General features: G+C 40.2%; 17 protein-coding genes and 3 riboswitches. Of the genes, 13 read left to right on the top strand and 4 right to left on the bottom strand.

Annotation, left to right across the window (positions count from 1 at the left end):
• Window positions 1-85: 85 nt before the first annotated feature.
• A complete protein-coding gene (locus ACIQZI_RS17830) occupies window positions 86-1534 on the bottom strand; it encodes an amino acid permease (RefSeq protein WP_403075514.1) in 1449 nt (482 codons plus the stop codon).
• A gap of 235 nt (window positions 1535-1769) precedes the next feature.
• Window positions 1770-1948, bottom strand: a riboswitch (Lysine riboswitch).
• Window positions 1949-2128: 180 nt separating this feature from the next.
• Between ACIQZI_RS17830 and ACIQZI_RS17825 the strand changes: the two genes are divergently transcribed.
• The 3 genes from ACIQZI_RS17825 (at window position 2129) to ACIQZI_RS17815 (ending at window position 4105) form a co-directional block, all read left to right on the top strand.
• Window positions 2129-2395, top strand: a complete 267-nt coding sequence (locus tag ACIQZI_RS17825) for a hypothetical protein (protein WP_403075511.1) — start codon at window positions 2129-2131, stop codon at window positions 2393-2395.
• Between the two features lie 151 nt (window positions 2396-2546).
• Window positions 2547-3731, top strand: a complete 1185-nt coding sequence (locus ACIQZI_RS17820) for an FtsW/RodA/SpoVE family cell cycle protein (RefSeq protein ID WP_062185819.1) — start codon at window positions 2547-2549, stop codon at window positions 3729-3731.
• A 119-nt stretch (window positions 3732-3850) separates the two neighbouring features.
• Window positions 3851-4105, top strand: coding sequence for a DUF2573 family protein (locus ACIQZI_RS17815; RefSeq protein ID WP_403075507.1), 255 nt, complete (start codon window positions 3851-3853; stop codon window positions 4103-4105).
• Between the two features lie 75 nt (window positions 4106-4180).
• Here the strand turns inward: ACIQZI_RS17815 and ACIQZI_RS17810 are convergent, their stop codons facing one another.
• From ACIQZI_RS17810 to ACIQZI_RS17800, 3 genes are all read right to left on the bottom strand, one after another.
• The gene (locus ACIQZI_RS17810; protein ID WP_062186043.1) at window positions 4181-4459 is read right to left on the bottom strand and encodes a spore coat protein; all 279 of its coding nucleotides are present in this window, start codon (window positions 4457-4459) and stop codon (window positions 4181-4183) included.
• 81 nt (window positions 4460-4540) lie between these two features.
• Window positions 4541-4819, bottom strand: coding sequence for a hypothetical protein (locus tag ACIQZI_RS17805; protein WP_062185823.1), 279 nt, complete (start codon window positions 4817-4819; stop codon window positions 4541-4543).
• A 208-nt stretch (window positions 4820-5027) separates the two neighbouring features.
• Window positions 5028-5159, bottom strand: a complete 132-nt coding sequence (locus tag ACIQZI_RS17800) for a YuzL family protein (RefSeq protein ID WP_082191192.1) — start codon at window positions 5157-5159, stop codon at window positions 5028-5030.
• Window positions 5160-5366: 207 nt separating this feature from the next.
• On the opposite strand from ACIQZI_RS17800, the gene ACIQZI_RS17795 reads away from it, so the two are divergent.
• The 10 genes from ACIQZI_RS17795 (at window position 5367) to ACIQZI_RS17750 (ending at window position 17053) form a co-directional block, all read left to right on the top strand.
• Window positions 5367-7754 carry a 3-hydroxyacyl-CoA dehydrogenase/enoyl-CoA hydratase family protein gene (locus ACIQZI_RS17795; protein ID WP_403075503.1) on the top strand — a complete coding sequence of 796 codons (2388 nt, stop codon included), beginning with the start codon at window positions 5367-5369 and terminating at the stop codon, window positions 7752-7754.
• Between the two features lie 112 nt (window positions 7755-7866).
• Complete coding sequence (locus ACIQZI_RS17790) at window positions 7867-9045, top strand: acetyl-CoA C-acetyltransferase (protein ID WP_403075501.1); 1179 nt, start codon at window positions 7867-7869, stop codon at window positions 9043-9045.
• Between the two features lie 60 nt (window positions 9046-9105).
• Entirely contained in the window at window positions 9106-10890 is a 1785-nt protein-coding gene (locus ACIQZI_RS17785) for an acyl-CoA dehydrogenase family protein (protein ID WP_403075498.1), read from the top strand.
• Window positions 10891-11187: 297 nt separating this feature from the next.
• Entirely contained in the window at window positions 11188-11544 is a 357-nt protein-coding gene (locus ACIQZI_RS17780; protein ID WP_062185829.1) for an arsenate reductase family protein, read from the top strand.
• Window positions 11545-11621: 77 nt separating this feature from the next.
• A complete protein-coding gene (gene gcvH / locus ACIQZI_RS17775) occupies window positions 11622-12005 on the top strand; it encodes a glycine cleavage system protein GcvH (RefSeq protein ID WP_062185831.1) in 384 nt (127 codons plus the stop codon).
• 122 nt (window positions 12006-12127) lie between these two features.
• The gene (locus ACIQZI_RS17770) at window positions 12128-12475 is read left to right on the top strand and encodes a toprim domain-containing protein (protein WP_157279659.1); all 348 of its coding nucleotides are present in this window, start codon (window positions 12128-12130) and stop codon (window positions 12473-12475) included.
• Between the two features lie 15 nt (window positions 12476-12490).
• On the top strand, window positions 12491-12802 hold the full coding sequence (locus ACIQZI_RS17765) for a thioredoxin family protein (protein WP_062185835.1): 312 nt from the start codon (window positions 12491-12493) through the stop codon (window positions 12800-12802).
• Between the two features lie 319 nt (window positions 12803-13121).
• Window positions 13122-13228, top strand: a riboswitch (SAM riboswitch).
• A gap of 109 nt (window positions 13229-13337) precedes the next feature.
• Window positions 13338-14651: an O-acetylhomoserine aminocarboxypropyltransferase/cysteine synthase family protein gene (locus ACIQZI_RS17760; protein ID WP_062185838.1), complete on the top strand. Its 1314-nt coding sequence runs from the start codon at window positions 13338-13340 to the stop codon at window positions 14649-14651.
• A 421-nt stretch (window positions 14652-15072) separates the two neighbouring features.
• Window positions 15073-15184, top strand: a riboswitch (SAM riboswitch).
• A gap of 173 nt (window positions 15185-15357) precedes the next feature.
• The gene (locus ACIQZI_RS17755; protein ID WP_403075492.1) at window positions 15358-16395 is read left to right on the top strand and encodes a methionine ABC transporter ATP-binding protein; all 1038 of its coding nucleotides are present in this window, start codon (window positions 15358-15360) and stop codon (window positions 16393-16395) included.
• The gene (locus tag ACIQZI_RS17750) at window positions 16385-17053 is read left to right on the top strand and encodes a methionine ABC transporter permease (protein ID WP_062185842.1); all 669 of its coding nucleotides are present in this window, start codon (window positions 16385-16387) and stop codon (window positions 17051-17053) included. The genes ACIQZI_RS17755 and ACIQZI_RS17750 overlap by 11 nt, the downstream gene beginning before the upstream one ends.
• Window positions 17054-17068: the final 15 nt, after the last annotated feature.

The raw sequence follows: 17068 nt of genomic DNA, 5'->3' as shown, positions 1-17068 counted from the left end.
TTTGATAAGAAGCTGTCCCATACAAAAAAGGGTCAGACCTCACATCAATAGTGTGAAGTCTAACCCTTTTTGGATATCCTTGTTATTATTTAGTTTCAAAATCACAGTCTTTTAAAGGAATTAATTTTGTTTTGTTTTTAACTTTATAGACGAGCCAAACGATTAAGAAAAGAGGTAAACCAATATAAGAAACAAGTACTCCGTTCCAATCGACCCCGCCTCCCGTAAAGGCTTGGTAGTTTTGACCTAATATAATGAAAATACATAAAAATAGTGCTAATAATGGACCGAGTGGGAACCACTTTGCTCGATATGGAAGATCCTTTATGTCGTGTCCTTGTGCGATATAGGCTCTGCGGAAGCGGTAATGGCTGATGGCAATCCCGAGCCAAGTAACAAATCCAGCCATCCCTGACGCGTTTAACAACCAAATATAAACGGCACCATCGCCGAAGAAAGTCGTTAAGAAAGCTAGTGATCCAACTAAAGTAGTTGCGATTAAGGCATTAACTGGCACACCTCTTTTATCCAATTTTCCTAAGAATTTAGGTGCTTTACCATCGCGTGCTAAATCCCAAAGCATACGAGTAGAAGCATACATGCCTGAGTTACCTGCAGACAAGACAGATGTTAAAATAATGGCGTTCATGACGGATGCAGCGAAGGCAAATCCTGCGCGTTCAAAAACGAGTGTGAATGGACTTACAGAAACCGCATCACTTAATAATCGTTCATCTGTGTATGGAAGAATCATCCCGATGACAAAAATAGATAAAATGTAAAAAAGGAGGATTCGCCAAAAAACAGTGCTAATTGCTTTTGGAATATTTTTTTCTGGCTCTTCGCTTTCTCCAGCAGCTACGCCGAGTAATTCAGTCCCTTGAAAAGAGAAACCCGCTGCCATGAAAATTCCTAGGATGGCAAAGAATCCGCCATTAAAAGGTGCATCCTCGATTGTGAAGTTTGTAAAGCCAATAGACTCTCCGCCCATAATGCCAAAAATCATTAAAAATCCAGTAATAATAAAGATGATGACTGTTACAACTTTAATCAGTGCAAACCAAAATTCCGCTTCTCCAAAGCCTTTAACAGACATATAGTTGAAGCCGAACATAATGACAAGTGCCAGTGCACTCCACATAACTGAAGGACTTTCTGGAAACCAAAATTTCATAATGAGTACAACCGCAGCAAGCTCCGCGGCAATCGTAATTGCCCAGTTATACCAATAGTTCCAGCCGATCGCAAAACCAAAAGCCGGATCAACAAAATTCGTGGCATACACTTTGAATGAACCAGCTACTGGCATGTAGGCTGCCATCTCGGCAAGACTGGTCATTAAGAAATAAACCATGATTCCAACAGCTGCATAGGCGAGCAGCGCTCCACCTGGACCAGCAGTATGAATAGCGCCACCACTTGCTAAAAATATCCCAGTTCCGATTGATCCTCCAAGAGAAATCATCATCAGATGGCGTGCTTTAAGAGTTCTCTTTAATTGAGTAGGGTTAGATGTTTGGGTTGAATTCGCCAATGATCGTGTACACTCCTTTTCTGTGGAAAAGGGGCGGGGCTTCGCAAAAATCCGCTCCGTACCGCCACCTTCATAAGGTGATACAATTTGAGTGCCTGAACCTTTTCATCGTTTTAGTTGGGATCAGATGCTCATGGATGTTTTTTTATGATGGAAGGTTAAATGGTATTTAAGGCAAATAAAAAAACAACAGTCGAAAAAGATCGACGGCTGTTTGATGAGTCCGTTAAATCCTTCCGAAGATAGCCCTCCACGTTACTAAACGTGACAGTGATGTTCCTGTTCGGAAACATCGCCAGCATGGATAGTCAATGATTTATCCAAACTTCGGCAATTTATCCTTTCAAACGGAGTCATCAATTTCATTGAATCTCGTCCGCTTTACTATTATAAGTTGCAGCCTCTATCCCATCGGTGAATGGGAATATTTAATTAAATATGATTGTAGTATAGTATATTTCAAATGGACAAGCAATGTTTAATTTTGAAAGGGAAGTAATAATTAGACAAGAATAGATGAAAAGACCCGATACATTGGAGCGAACAAAGAGAAAACGTGGACCATTATGTTTACAGTTTTTTTAGTTTAACCTCTTGTTCGAATTCGCACTTGTAACGACGATTTTTATTGTAAAGAAAAAGGCATTTGATTCTGGATTGGCTTGCGCGATAGGAATCCCGGTCGTTTTCTTTCACTATTTATTAATGGGCTATTACACAGCAGTGATGCTAGATGCTTCGATAGCAGGATGTATGGTCAGTGTTGCGGGTGTGATCTTTGGATGGGCTTTTCTATTTTCGCCAAGTCAGGGACTTGTAACTACCTACATGAAGAGAAGGCGACTTAGCGCAGAAAGATGATAAGTTGGGACTTCGTGGGGGAAAATCAATATACGATATAGTTGTGATTTTGTCTGTTTACAGTATAATGGATAGGTGTACGAAAGGGAGTATTTTCTCAAAAATATGCTATGGATCATAGTTCCCTTAATCCTTCTTATGGGAGAGTTATATGGAATCAAATAATAAAATTTCATCCAGAATTGATTATACCTTAGCTTTTATACTATTTCTTCTGTTTATTACGAGCTGTATTGCGATATACAGTGCGCAGACATCTGGGCAGTATGTAAATAACTTTTTAATTCAACAAGTATTTTGGTACGCGGTTGGTGTAGGTATTGTTGCAGCCATCATTACCTTTGATTCAGATCAATTAAAGAAAATAACTTGGTATGCGTATGGCTTTGGGCTTTTTCTACTTTTCTTGCTAGTGGTAGCTCCAGATACGTTAGCTCCTAACATAAATGGAGCCAAGAGTTGGTTTGTCATTCCCAAAGTGGGTTCGATACAACCATCAGAATTCATGAAGACGTTTTTGATCGTCGCTCTTGCCAATGTGGCGACTACTCATCATGAAAAAAATCCAATGAAGACGATTAAAACGGATTTCTGGCTGTTGTTGAAATTAGGTCTTGTAACGATGCCGCCAATTATGTTAGTTATGCTACAACCTGACTTAGGAACATCTCTTGTCTTAATTGCGATTTTAGTTGGAATCATTTTTGTTTCAGGTGTTTCATGGAAGATACTAACACCCATTTTTGCAGGTGGGGCAGCAGTCGCAGGAACGATATTTTATTTTGTTCTATGGCATCCTGATATTTTAGAAAAGTATCTAGGAGTTAAGCAATATCAATTTGGACGGATTTATTCTTGGTTAGATCCTTATAATTACGCCAGTTCAACAGGGTATCAATTAACGAAATCATTGCTGGCTATCGGATCAGGCCAAACGACAGGGAAAGCATTAGAAGGTGGAATCGGTGCTAGAGAGGTGTATTTGCCGGAAAGTCATTCGGATTTCATCTTTAGTGTAATTGGCGAAGAATTCGGTTTTCTTGGGTCCAGTATTGTCGTTAGTTTGTTTTTCTTGCTGATCTATCACATTACGAAATCTGGAATGGACACGAAGAATAACTTCTATACGTATATTTGTGTGGGTGTAATTAGTATGATTACATTCCATGTATTTCAAAATATTGGCATGACGATTGGCGTTTTGCCGATTACAGGTATTCCGCTTCCTTTCATTAGCTATGGTGGAAGCTCGCTGATGGGGAATATGATGGCGATGGGTTTAATTTTTAGTATTCGATATCATTATAAGAAATACATGTTTTCTACCAATAAATAAGAGAAACGCAAGCGTTAGACACCAACGAGGACTCGAAAAAACATAAAGTGAAACTCCCATCAGTGGGGGGATTGCAGCCTGTTAAACCAGGATAAAGTCACTTGCAAAGGAGTATTGATATGAACGATCAATTTACTGAGCAATTTGATGGTCTGATTGAGAAATATACGAAACTTCTTACTGGAGAAAGTGATCTTGAACTTCAGGAAAAAGTCCGGTACTGGGCACTTTATTCGTATATTGCCAAATCGATGCCTGCCCTTGCTAAGCATTGGAATTCAACTTATCCAGAGGCAAAACAAGAAATGGTTAAGCTGATTCAGGAAATAAAAAAACTGAACGACGACTATCGAGAACAAAAGGAGAAGGCTTAGCCTTCTCCTTTTGTTTGGTATAAATGTTATCCTACATTAACAGGAAGTAAGACCCCTATTAATTGACGTTTCACTTTATTGTATTCCAGCATCATAAGGGAATTGGTTTTTATAGCCACTGAATTGTTGGTAGGCTTGACCGACTTTTTGAGGGTCTTCTTTTTCAAGAGTATACCAGCCTTTTTCGAACATTAAGTAATAGAGCTCCCTTTGCGCTGTCTCTACTTCGGTATAGATGGATTGAATATCCTGATACAAAGTCTGATTGCTCAATTCATTCAATGCCACTCCATAAGAACTTTTTAAATATTTTTCTGTACTTAGTATATCATTAACGAAATCACGTTCATTCATTTGCGGTGTCTTTGGAATGGGAGCTTCAGGGTTTTGTACTTTATTTTGATTGGGCAATTTGCATATCTCCTTTCATCATGATTATTGGAGCTGTTGACTTTGTTTGGCTGGATCAAGATGTGTAAGGATGGTATTATAATGGCGCTGATGCATTAGGCCATATTTATTTAAGGCTTGCACGACTTGTTGATCTTGGCATTGAGCGGCGAAGAAATGAGCTTTCTTCATAGCAAGTAAATTCCAGGACAGCATATCTTTTAAATAAAGGCTATCTTTCGTTGAAACCATTTTGGGTGGCTGTTTCATAGTGCCAACAGGTACATTACTCTGTGGTTGGTTTCCTTGAACATTTTCTTGCATCATATCCACCTCCTTAAAATGATGTTTTTCTAAAGAATACTGTTGTTACAAGCGTTACATACCATGGAGAGTAACGAATTTACTCCGATTTAACGGTTAATCCCACAACCCTATTTTGCAAAAGAATCAAGAAAAAATAGGAAGGAAATAAACAACCTGTAAAACGTAACTACCCTCAGTGGAGGATGAAACGGATGGACGTTTCACTTTATTTTTTAAATTGATTGTTTGTACTGTTCACTTTGTTTTGTCCATGTCCTTCAACACCAGGACCTGCGTTTCCTTTCACACTCGCCGCACTTACTGCAGCTTTGGATGGATTATCTTTACGCTTGACCATTTGCGAATCACCTCCTACCTCGTTATTCTTTGTGGTTAGAGAAATAATATGTCACCATTTGTTGAATGAAAAAATGACGTTTTTAGCCATTAAAGATTGCGCAATTTTCTGAAATATTCTATATTTAAAGTAGGAGAGAGGTCGCTTATTTTTAATGAAAAAATGAATGAGTATTCATTCAAGACATTTGAATAAGGGGGATTGAATTTGGTGCGACGAATCAGAAGGGCTGCTGTTCTGGGGTCAGGGGTTATGGGCTCAGGGATTGCCGCACACCTTGCTAACATAGGAATTCCAACTTATCTTTTAGATATCGTTCCCGCGGAGCTTACAGAGGATGAAAAGAAACAAGGATTGTCACTTAAAGATAAAGCGGTGAGAAATCGAATCAGCCAAACGTCTATTCAAAAGCTATTAAAACAAAAGCCCGCACCGCTTACTTCAAAAAGCAAACTTGCATTGATCGAAGCCGGTAACTTTGAAGATGACTTAGAAAAGCTTGCTGAAGTGGATTGGGTGATTGAAGTTGTTGTTGAAAACCTGCAAGTGAAAAAAGACATTTTCGCAAAAGTGGATCAATATAGAAAGCAAGGTAGTATCATTAGCTCCAATACATCAGGCATTTCGATCGAAGCTATGGCGGATGGGCGTTCGACGGACTTTCAAAAGCACTTTCTAGGCACTCATTTCTTTAACCCACCACGTTATTTAAAGCTACTTGAAATTATCCCAACAAAATTGACTGATCCAAAGGTACTCTTATTTATGAAACAATTTGGTGAAGATGTCCTCGGAAAAGGGGTTGTTGAAGCAAAAGATACCCCAAACTTCATTGCTAACCGAATTGGAACATATGGTTTACTTGTAACTGTACAAGAAATGTTAAAAGGCGGTTACAGTATCGGTGAAGTAGACTCCATCACAGGACCGATGATTGGCAGACCGAAAAGTGCAACGTTTCGTACACTTGATGTTGTGGGGTTAGACACATTTGCTCATGTAGCAAAAAATGTTTATGACCAGGTGGATGGTAAAGAGAAGGAAGTCTTTCGGATACCTGATTTTGTAACAAAAATAGTTGAAAGAGGGTGGCTGGGAAGCAAAAGTGGCCAGGGATTTTTCATGAAAAAAGGAAAAGAAATTCTTGAACTTAATCCGCAAACCCTAGAATACGGACCGAGAAAGAAACTAAAAACAGCCTCTACTGAAATGAGCAAACAGGCAAAAGGCTATTCAAATCAAATGAAGGCGCTCATTTATTCGGATGATCGTGCCGGACAGCTCTTGTGGAAGATATTAACCCCAGTACTTACTTACTCTGCTACACAACTTGGTGAAATTGCAGACGATATCGTGGCAATCGATCAAGCGATGAAGTGGGGATTCGGCTGGTCAAAAGGTCCGTTTGAAATATGGGATGCGATTGGACTAGAGAAGTCCGTTACACAATTAGAGCAAGAAGGCATTCATATACCAGAATGGTTAAAAGAAATGCTCAGAAACGGATTCACTCACTTTTACAAAGAAAATGAACAAGGTGAAACGCTGTACTTCCATCATGGTAAATATAAGCAACTCATCGAAAATCCTAAAGCAATCAATTTAAAAAAAGTGAAAAAGCAAAAAGGGGTCATCAAAAAGAACGCTGGCGCAAGCTTAATCGATATCGGTGATGGTGTGGCATTGCTAGAATTCACCTCACAAAACAATGCAATAGGACTTGATATCATTCAAATGATTAACTTTGCAATTGAGGAAGTAGCCACAAATTACAAAGGTCTTGTCATTGGGAACCAGGGGAAGAACTTCTGTGTCGGAGCGAATATCGCATTAATGCTAATGGAAGCCCAAGATGACAATATTTTCGAACTAGATATAGTCATCACTCAGTTCCAAAAAGCCATGTTGAAGATTAAATACAGCCCGAAACCAGTTGTTGCTGCACCATTTAATATGACTTTAGGTGGAGGGGCTGAAGTGTGTCTTCCGGCGGCCCGTATTCAGGCATCGTTGGAAACATACATGGGTCTTGTTGAAGTGGGAGTTGGTTTAATTCCAGGCGGCGGTGGAGCAAAGGAACTGTATTATAAGACGATAAAGAGTTTACCAAAAGGTGTGGAAGTTGATTTACAGAAAGTCGTAAATAAAGTATTTGAAATGGTGGCGACGGCAAAGGTTTCCTCTTCAGGAGAAGAAGCACATGAAAATAATTTCTTGAATGTTACAGATGGAATTAGTGTGAATCCAGATCACTTAATTTATGATGCGAAGCAAGCTGTTCTTGCATTACATGAGCAAGGCTATACGGCTCCGATAAAGACAAAAATGCCAGTAGTCGGCGAATCGGGATATGCAACCCTTCTACTAGGAGCTGAGTCGATGCGTCTAACAGGATATATCTCTGAACATGACATGGTCATAGCGAAAAAGCTTGCCTTTGTTCTTGCAGGCGGGATGGTGCCATTCGGTACAGAAGTGGATGAACAATACTTATTGAACTTAGAAAAAGAAGCATTCCTAAGCTTAATTTCTATGCCGAAATCTCAACAGAGAATGCAACATATGCTTCTTAAAGGAAAGCCGCTACGCAACTAATCTTGATAATCGTTCATATAGCATTACAGAATAATGACTTACATGTATCCCAGATTCATGGAAAGTCAAAACTCCACTGATTGAAGTTTCATTTTACGTAAGGAGGGTCCTCATGAGAGAAGCGGTAATAGTAGCTGGAGCAAGAACGCCAGTTGGGAAAGCGAAAAAAGGCTCTCTTGCAAAAGTACGCCCGGATGACTTAGGTGCTCTTGTGGTGAAAGAGACCTTAAAACGTGCTGGCGATTATGAAGGAAACATTGATGATTTAATCATTGGTTGTGCCATGCCAGAAGCAGAACAAGGCTTAAACATGGCAAGAAACATTGGTGCACTGGCCGGCTTGCCTCATTCTGTGCCGGCCATTACGATCAATCGCTATTGTTCAAGTGGTTTGAACAGTATTGCCTATGGTGCAGAAAGAATCATGCTCGGGTTTAGCGATACCGTCATTGCCGGTGGAGCAGAATCAATGAGTATGGTGCCAATGATGGGACATGTAACTCGTCCGAATGCGAAGCTCGCAGAAACGGCTCCTGAGTATTATATGGGAATGGGGCATACAGCTGAAGAAGTAGCGAAGAAATTCGGCATCTCTCGTGAAGACCAAGATGCTTTTGCAGTTCGTAGCCATCAAAAAGCTGCGAAAGCAATTGCGAATGGAAAATTTGCTGATGAGATTGTTCCTGTTGACGTGACGATTCATTCTGTTGGTGCAGATTTCAAGCCAGAGTCAAGAAGCTATCAATTTACGACAGACGAAGGTGTACGTGAAGGGACCACGATAGATATTCTAAGCAAATTACGACCAGCCTTTTCAGTAATGGGCTCCGTAACAGCGGGTAATGCATCACAAACAAGTGATGGAGCGGCGGCTGTTATGGTCATGGATCGAGAGAAAGCAACTTCACATGGCTTGGTTCCATTGGGGAAATTTCGTTCATTTGCAGTAGCTGGCGTTCCTCCTGAAATCATGGGGATTGGTCCGGTAGCGGCGATACCTAAAGCATTAAAACTAGCGGGACTTGCGCTCTCAGATATTGGTTTATTTGAATTGAATGAAGCGTTTGCTTCTCAATCGATCCAAATCATCCGTGAGCTTGGTCTAAATGAAGAAATTGTGAACGTAAATGGCGGTGCAATTGCCCTCGGCCATCCACTTGGTTGTACCGGTGCAAAATTAACACTTAGCCTGCTTCATGAAATGAAACGAAAGAATCAGCAATTTGGAGTAGTAACAATGTGTATCGGCGGCGGAATGGGAGCTGCTGGAGTATTCGAATTGATCGGGTAATAACTTGTGCGGTAGAAAAAAGGGGTCTGACCCAATGATCAGATTAGGAGGCACGAGAAGATGGCTAACGAAACTGAAAAGTTAATCAAAGGCGGCGGTTTTTTAGTAGAAGACATTACGTATGATCAAATGTTCACCCCAGAGGATTACACAGACGAGCAAAAAATGATTGCAAAAACAACGGAGGATTTCGTCATTAATAAGGTAGTACCAGAAGTTGAATATTTAGAGAAGCACGAATTCGATCGTTCAGTAAAATTGTTGAAACAAGCCGGTGACCTTGGACTACTAGGAGCGGATGTTCCAGAAGAATACGGTGGACTTGGTCTTGATAAAGTCAGCTCAGCATTAATTGCTGAAAAAATGTCTCGTGCAGGTGGTTTCGGAATTACACACGGTGCTCATGTAGGAATTGGATCTCTGCCAATCGTTCTTTTCGGGAACGAAGATCAAAAACAAAAATACCTGCCATTGCTTGCAACTGGTGAAAAAATTGCCGCTTACGCTTTGACTGAGCCGAGTTCAGGATCAGATGCTTTAGGAGCAAAAACCGTAGCAAAACTGAATGAAAAAGGAACTCACTACGTATTAAACGGTGAAAAACAATGGATCACCAATTCAGCTTTTGCGGATGTATTCATTGTATATGCAAAAATCGATGGGGAAAAATTCTCAGCATTTATCATTGAACGTGAATTCACTGGTGTATCTGTCGGTGCTGAAGAGAAGAAAATGGGTATCAAGAGTTCGTCTACACGTACGTTGATCCTAGAAGATGCCGAAGTGCCGGTTGAGAATCTTCTTGGTGAAGCTGGTCGTGGACACGTTATTGCTTTCAATATTTTAAATGTCGGACGTTATAAATTAGGTGTAGGTGTAGTCGGTGGAGCTAAGCGTGCCTTCGAATTGGCCGCTAGCTATACGAACCAAAGGCAACAATTTAAAACAGCCATATCCTCTTTTAACTTAACAAAGGAGAAATTGGCGACAATGGCTGCGAGAATTTATGCAGCAGAAAGTTCTGTTTACCGTACAGTTGGTCTTTTTGAACAAAGAATGAGTCAGCTGTCTGATGAAGAGGTAAAAGACGGCAAGGCCGTTGCAGCATCCATTGCCGAATATGCGATTGAATGTTCATTAAATAAATTCTTTGCGACTGAAGTTTTGGACTATGTTGTGGACGAAGGCGTTCAGCTACATGGAGGCTATGGTTTCATGCAAGAATACGAAATTGAACGTGCATACCGTGATTCCAGAATCAATCGTATCTTTGAAGGAACGAATGAAATCAATCGTTTATTGGTACCGGGAACATTCTTGAAAAAAGCGTTAAAAGGCGAGTTGCCCCTTCTGCAAAAAGCTCAAACGCTAAAAGAAGAGTTATTGATGATGATGCCTGAGGAACCAGGTGATGAGCTATTGGCACAAGAAAAAATGCTAGTAAGAAATGCAAAGAAAATCGCTTTGCTTGCTGCAGGGCTCGCTGCACAAAAATTCGGACCTAAGCTTGAAGAAGAGCAAGAAATTCTAGTGAACATTGCTGATATTGCATCTCTTACTTATGCCGCTGAATCAGTTCTTTTACGTACAGAAAAAGCAATCGCTACAACTGGAATAGAAAAGAACCAACAAAAAGTTCTTTACACAGAAATCTTCGTTCAAGAAGCGTTCAATGAAATCGAGCAGCATGCAAAAGAAACATTAATTGCTGTAGAAGTCGGTGACCCATTGCGTATCATGCTTTCTTCCCTTCGCAAATTAACTAGACACATGCCAATCAATGTTATTGCCAAAAAGCGTGAAGCCTCTGTTAAATTAATTGAAGCAGGGAAATTTGTGTTATAAAGTGAAACTTCAATAAGTGGGGGGCTTCATCCCCCACTTATTGAAGTTTCACCAATCGGGCTTTTACAGGCAGTTATCCTCCAACTAGGCTTCCTCGATTCTTCTGAGCCTTGAGGTGGGGGTTTTATTGCCCGTTAATGCGGGATAAATTGAGAAATGAGAAAAGATTCCGGATTCGGACCTAGAGTTTAAGCATCTCCAGTGTTCAATATTGCTGGGAGTCTTTTTCTATTTTCGTTGCTGAATCTTTTGTGTTGCTATTGAAAAAAGGGTATTCTATCAATAGGTGGTGAGAAAATGTCCTTAACATTTTATTGGTATCCAAAATGCGGAACTTGCCGCAATGCTAAGAAGTGGCTTGATGCACATGAACTTACATACAAAGACATCCACATCGCGGAAAATCCGCCTTCAAGTTCTGAATTGAAAGAGTTGTTCCATAACAGTGGTCTCGATTTAAAGAAATTCTTCAACACAAGTGGTCAAAAGTATCGTGAATTGGGTTTAAAGGATCGTTTGAAAGAGGCATCTGAACAAGAAATGTTGGAAATTCTGGCTTCTGATGGGATGTTAATAAAACGTCCGATTGTTACGGATGGCAGGAAAGTAACGGTAGGTTTTAAAGAAGAAGAATTTGAGAAGAACTGGATCTAAAGTTTGTACTTCCAAATTGAAAAATCTACTTATATACTATAAGAGAGTTACTACTACATACTTGGAGGGATTTACTAATGACAACACCAAAAGAATTACGTTATTCAGAAGAACATGAATGGGTAAAAACAGAAGGCGAAACGGTTCGTATCGGGATTACACACTTTGCGCAATCAGAGCTTGGTGATATTGTGTTTGTTGAGCTTCCAGAAGTAGGCGATGAAATTAAAGCGGACGAGCCATTCGGTAGCGTTGAATCTGTAAAAACGGTTTCTGAATTATACGCACCGATCAGTGGTAAAGTCGTTGCAGTGAATGAGGATCTAAATGATAGCCCTGAGTTTGTAAACGAGTCTCCTTATGAGAAGGCTTGGATGGTTGTAGTCGAGCCGTCTGACAGCACTGAAATTGAGAAATTAATGACAGCAGAGGCATACGAAGAAATGACTAACGAAGGATAAGATGTTAAATGAGGAAGGCTGTAGCAACGGTCTTCCTTGTTTATTATTCGGGCAATAGGTAGGCCACTTGTTTCAAGTTTCTAGTATTTTGAAAGAACTCAAGATGGGTGATGATGTTGTTCATGCAGTCTGAGGTTGAAAAAATTCTTATTGTCGAAGGAACTTCTGATAAGCGTCAAGTAAAAAAGATTTTGAACGAAGATGTAGAGATTATCTGTACAAACGGAACAATCTCTTTAGTGAGATTGGATGAACTTGTGGAGGAATTGGAAGACAAGGATGTATATATCCTCGTTGATGCAGATAAATCTGGAGAAAAGCTTCGGAAACAGCTGATGCGCGAAATGCCAAACGCTTCCCATATTTATATAGACAAAATGTATCGTCAAGTAGCGGATGCTCCGCTAAAACATCTTTCAACTATGCTACTGGCAGCCAAAATAGACGTGAAAGTGGAATATTTAGAATAGAGGATGAGTGTTACCATGCAAGAATGGAATGAAACAGAATTAAATGACGCAATTCAACGGGATAAGACGGTTTGTTTATATTTGTATACCCCGATGTGTGGAACTTGTCAGGTCGCTTCAAAAATGCTGACTGTTGCGTTAGAGCTTTATCCTGAATTAAAAAGCGGTAAGATGAATATGAACTATAGCCCAGCTATTTCGACGCAATATAAAGTAGAAAGTGTTCCTTGCTTGCTGCTTTTTAAAGAAGGACAATTGATTGAAAAAGTTTATGCTTTTCAATCAGTACCGTATCTGTATGCTCTCTTAAAGGAGCTAGAATCATGAAGAATGATTTTCTATACTACGGATTCATGCCCGAATGATGGAGAAGCTTGCTATCCATTATTCGGGTATTTGCTATTCATTTGATGAGAACCGTTTACATATTCATTGTGGATCCTATTAAGGGATTGATCTTTAAACGTCTATTTCTCGGGAAATAATGACAAGAAATGTTTTTTGATGAAAGTTTTGTCGAAGGAAAGAGAGTAACGTCTGATCGTGGGATGAAAAAAGCTGTGAAATAAAAGAAAGATGCGGTTGACTGGCATTATTGCTCATGATATATTTATCACAAGAACAATTTACCGAAAATTAAATTAATTTCTTATCAAGAGTGGTGGAGGAACTGGTCCTATGAAGCCCGGCAACCGGTATGTGATACATACACGGTGCTAATTCCAGCAGAGTATTAGCTCTGGAAGATAAGGAGAGTTTATAATAAACCTCTTCTTAAAGAAGTGGTTTTTTTTGATTCTCATATACCTATCATTGCGGAGCGAATAGGATCGTAAAAATGAAGAAATGGGAGTGGGACTACATGGGAGAAGAAAAAAACAATTATCGTTTTGAGACATTGAGTGTACATGGGGGATTAGAGGCAGATCCGGTAACTGGAGCAAGATCATTGCCGATTTACCAAAGTAATGCTTTCGCGTTCAAAAGTACGGAGCATGCTGCTAATTTGTTCGGATTAAAAGAGCCTGGGTACATTTATTCAAGAATTCACAATCCGACAGTTACAACATTTGAGGAAAGAGTGGCCTTATTGGAAGGTGGAATTGGCGCTTTAGCGGTATCGAGCGGAATGGCTGCAATCACTTTAGCCATTTTAAATATTGCTGGTGCGGGAGATGAAATTGTAGCAGCTTCAACTTTATATGGGGGTACATATAATTTATTTGCCAATACACTTCCGAAATATGGGATAAAGGTCCGATTTGTTTCACCTGATGATCCTGAAAATTTCAGAGATGCGATTACTTCACGAACAAGAGCAGTTTTTGCAGAAATAATCGGCAATCCAAGTTTGCGTGTGTTTGATATTGAAGCTGTGGCTGACATTGCACATGAAGCAGGCGTTCCACTCATTATCGATAACACGTTTGCTACTCCATATCTGTGCAGACCGATTGAGTTTGGCGCGGATATTGTCGTTCATTCCGCAACAAAATGGCTGCTTGGAAATGGAACAACAATGGGGGGAATCATTGTAGACGCAGGGAAATTCGATTATAATTCACCTAATTTCCCAGGGTTCACTGAACCAGATCCAAGCTATGACGGAATCGTTTATGCAGAAGCAGTTGGTCCAGCCGCCTTTATTACCAAAGCACGTGTACAGCTACTCCGAGATCTTGGACCAGCATTAAGTCCGCAGAGTGCTTTCCAATTCGCAATTGGGCTGGAAACATTGCATGTGAGGATGAAGGAACATATTTTGAATACAAAGATTATCATCGACTATCTGCAAAATCATCCAGCTGTCTCATGGGTCTACTATCCTGGTAATGAAGATCATCCTGATAAGAGCTTGGCTGACAAATATTTGCCAAAAGGAGCAGGTTCCATTGTGACGTTTGGCATTAAAGGTGGTAGAGAAGCAGGTGCGAATCTGATCAATTCCATTCGCCTATGGTCTCATGTAGCCAATGTTGGGGATGCGAAGAGTTTAATCATCCATCCTGCGAGCACGACGCATCAGCAACTTTCAGTCAAAGAACTTGAAAAATCAGGTGTGTCTGAGGATTTGGTACGTTTATCGGTTGGAATTGAGAATGCCCAAGACTTAATCGATGATCTTGAACAAGCGATTGAAAAAGCTACAGGCATTCATTCACTTGCAGTAAAATAATTTTTCCCACTTTTAAGCAGTAAGACCCCCACCTCGAGATTCTGAGCATGCTAAAAGAAGATAGGTGGGGGGATCGACTGCCCGTAAAAGATACAGTGAAACTTACCGATGCATGAGCAGAGGTAAAGTTTACGCCCACAGGATGCGGCGTATGTAGTCCTTAGTTCGTACTGTCGATTGATCGAAGCGTTTACTGCGATCTTAGCGACAGTAGAACGGGACTAACAATCAGTAGGGGATGAAGAAAACCGCCACTGATTGAAGTTTCACTTTATCTAAAGGGATTGTTGCCAAGTTTTTTAACGATTTTTCAATAAATAGAAATATAATACATTGACACTCTATCTTTTTGCATGGTATTATTCCAACGAAAACGAAATGAACTTTAATTGATGATTTGTCAATTTCTTATACTTGTTTGCTCTTATCAAGAGAGGCGGAGGGATGTGCCCGATGAAGCCCGGCAACCGGCAAAGCTAATGCTTTGAAAAGGTGCCAATTCACGCAAAGCTGATTGCTTTGGGAGATGAGAGGAAGGTCTTTTTTCACAATGCCTTTCTGCTCACGCGGAAAGGCATTTTTAATTTCCGATTATGTAAATAAACAATGCATGAATGGAGCAGTTCGTGAAATCTTATTTAGTAGAAGGTTTTTACAAACAACATGAGTAGGTTCATAGGGTTTATTGCAAAAAGAGGTGAGTTCAATGATAACATTGTCGAAAGTTAGTAAGGTATTCAGTACTAAATCCGTGCAAACAAAGCCAATTAAGGCTGTTGATGAAGTGAATTTAACGATTAATAAAGGTGAAATATTTGGAATCATTGGGTATAGTGGCGCTGGAAAAAGTACCCTCATACGCATGCTGAATGGTCTAGAAACCCCTTCATCGGGTTCTGTCGTAGTAGCAGGAAATACCATTTCAAGCATTAAAGGTCGTAACTTGCGAAAGGCACGTCAAGAGATTAGCATGATTTTTCAACATTTCAACTTATTGTGGTCTCGTACTGTACACGATAATATCGCGTTTCCACTTGAAATTGCAGGTATAAAAAAAAGTGAACGCCAAAAACGAGTCAATGAATTAATTAAGCTGGTTGGCTTAGAGGGCAGGGAGGGGGCCTACCCTTCTCAATTGAGTGGTGGACAAAAGCAAAGGGTTGGGATCGCCCGGGCATTAGCGAATAACCCGAAAGTACTCCTTTGTGATGAGGCGACATCTGCACTTGATCCGCAAACAACGGACTCCATTCTAGAGCTTTTGGTCGATATTAATAAACGATTAGGGTTGACGATTGTTCTTATTACTCATGAAATGCATGTCATCCAGAAAATTTGTCACCGGGTAGCTGTCATGGAAGGCGGCAGAATTGTTGAGCAAGGACCGGTTCTTGACGTATTTAGGAACCCTGCTGAGCAAATAACAAAAAGGTTTGTTCAACAAGTAACGGAGCCTGAGGAAACGAAGGACACTGTGGAACATTTACTAGAGCACTATCCACAAGGCAAGGTTGTACAATTAACTTTTGTCGGCGAAAATACGGAAAGTCCACTAATTACAAAGCTTATTCGTAATTTTCAATTGGATGTTAATATCGTACAAGGAAAAATTTCGCAAACTCAACATGGATCGTATGGCACATTGTTTATTCATATGGATGGTAGTGATGAAGAAATCGCCCACGCGATTGAATTCATCAAAGAACAGCAGGTTGGCGTGGAGGTGATGTCAAGTGCTGAGTAATTGGTTTCCGAATGTCATTTGGGAAAATATCTGGCTTGCAACGAAAGAAACATTATATATGACAGGTATTGCTTTACTTGCGACTTTTATATTAGGCATCTTACTAGGGTTATTGTTATTTTTGACGTCTAAAGGACAGATGTGGGAAAACAAATTTATCAACGTGATTATTTCTGCGGTGGTCAATATCTTCCGCTCAATCCCATTTATTATTCTGATTATCTTATTAATTCCGTTTACAATTTTTGTGGTAGGTTCTATGTTAGGTGCAAAGGCGGCTCTCCCAGCATTAATTATCGGGGCTGCGCCCTTTTATGCGAGGATGGTCGAGATTGGCCTTAGAGAAGTGGATAAGGGCGTGATTGAAGCCGCGAGATCTATGGGGGCTAAAACGAGTACCATCATTTTCAAAGTACTATTACCAGAATCCATGCCTGCACTTGTTTCAGGTATTACGGTTACTGCGATTGCATTGATCGGTTATACAGCGATGGCGGGAGCAATTGGTGCGGGGGGACTAGGAGATCTTGCTTATAAAGAAGGATTCCAGAGAAACAACAATGATGTAACGATGTTAGCGACGATTCTTATTTTACTTATTGTGTTCGTCATCCAATTTATTGGGGATTATATAACTTCAAAATTAGACAAAAGATAAGATGGAGGGTAAGGA

Source organism: Peribacillus sp. NPDC096379, from assembly GCF_044762875.1.
Classification (GTDB): domain Bacteria; phylum Bacillota; class Bacilli; order Bacillales; family DSM-1321; genus Peribacillus.
The sequence above is the reverse complement of the archived record's forward strand: the minus strand, read 5'-3'. Positions and strand labels throughout refer to the sequence as shown.

Bases quoted from the DNA above. Each gene is read 5' to 3' on its own strand.
- ACIQZI_RS17815 (WP_403075507.1), top strand. From the start codon at position 3,851: ATGAACGATCAATTTACTGAGCAATTTGATGGTCTGATTGAGAAATAT.
- ACIQZI_RS17780 (WP_062185829.1), top strand. From the start codon at position 11,188: ATGTCCTTAACATTTTATTGGTATCCAAAATGCGGAACTTGCCGCAAT.
- gcvH (WP_062185831.1), top strand. From the start codon at position 11,622: ATGACAACACCAAAAGAATTACGTTATTCAGAAGAACATGAATGGGTA.
- ACIQZI_RS17810 (WP_062186043.1), bottom strand. From the start codon at position 4,459: ATGAATGAACGTGATTTCGTTAATGATATACTAAGTACAGAAAAATAT.
- ACIQZI_RS17820 (WP_062185819.1), top strand. From the start codon at position 2,547: ATGGAATCAAATAATAAAATTTCATCCAGAATTGATTATACCTTAGCT.
- ACIQZI_RS17760 (WP_062185838.1), top strand. From the start codon at position 13,338: ATGGGAGAAGAAAAAAACAATTATCGTTTTGAGACATTGAGTGTACAT.
- ACIQZI_RS17755 (WP_403075492.1), top strand. From the start codon at position 15,358: ATGATAACATTGTCGAAAGTTAGTAAGGTATTCAGTACTAAATCCGTG.
- ACIQZI_RS17770 (WP_157279659.1), top strand. From the start codon at position 12,128: ATGCAGTCTGAGGTTGAAAAAATTCTTATTGTCGAAGGAACTTCTGAT.
- ACIQZI_RS17790 (WP_403075501.1), top strand. From the start codon at position 7,867: ATGAGAGAAGCGGTAATAGTAGCTGGAGCAAGAACGCCAGTTGGGAAA.
- ACIQZI_RS17765 (WP_062185835.1), top strand. From the start codon at position 12,491: ATGCAAGAATGGAATGAAACAGAATTAAATGACGCAATTCAACGGGAT.
- ACIQZI_RS17805 (WP_062185823.1), bottom strand. From the start codon at position 4,819: ATGCAAGAAAATGTTCAAGGAAACCAACCACAGAGTAATGTACCTGTT.
- ACIQZI_RS17800 (WP_082191192.1), bottom strand. From the start codon at position 5,159: ATGGTCAAGCGTAAAGATAATCCATCCAAAGCTGCAGTAAGTGCGGCG.
- ACIQZI_RS17785 (WP_403075498.1), top strand. From the start codon at position 9,106: ATGGCTAACGAAACTGAAAAGTTAATCAAAGGCGGCGGTTTTTTAGTA.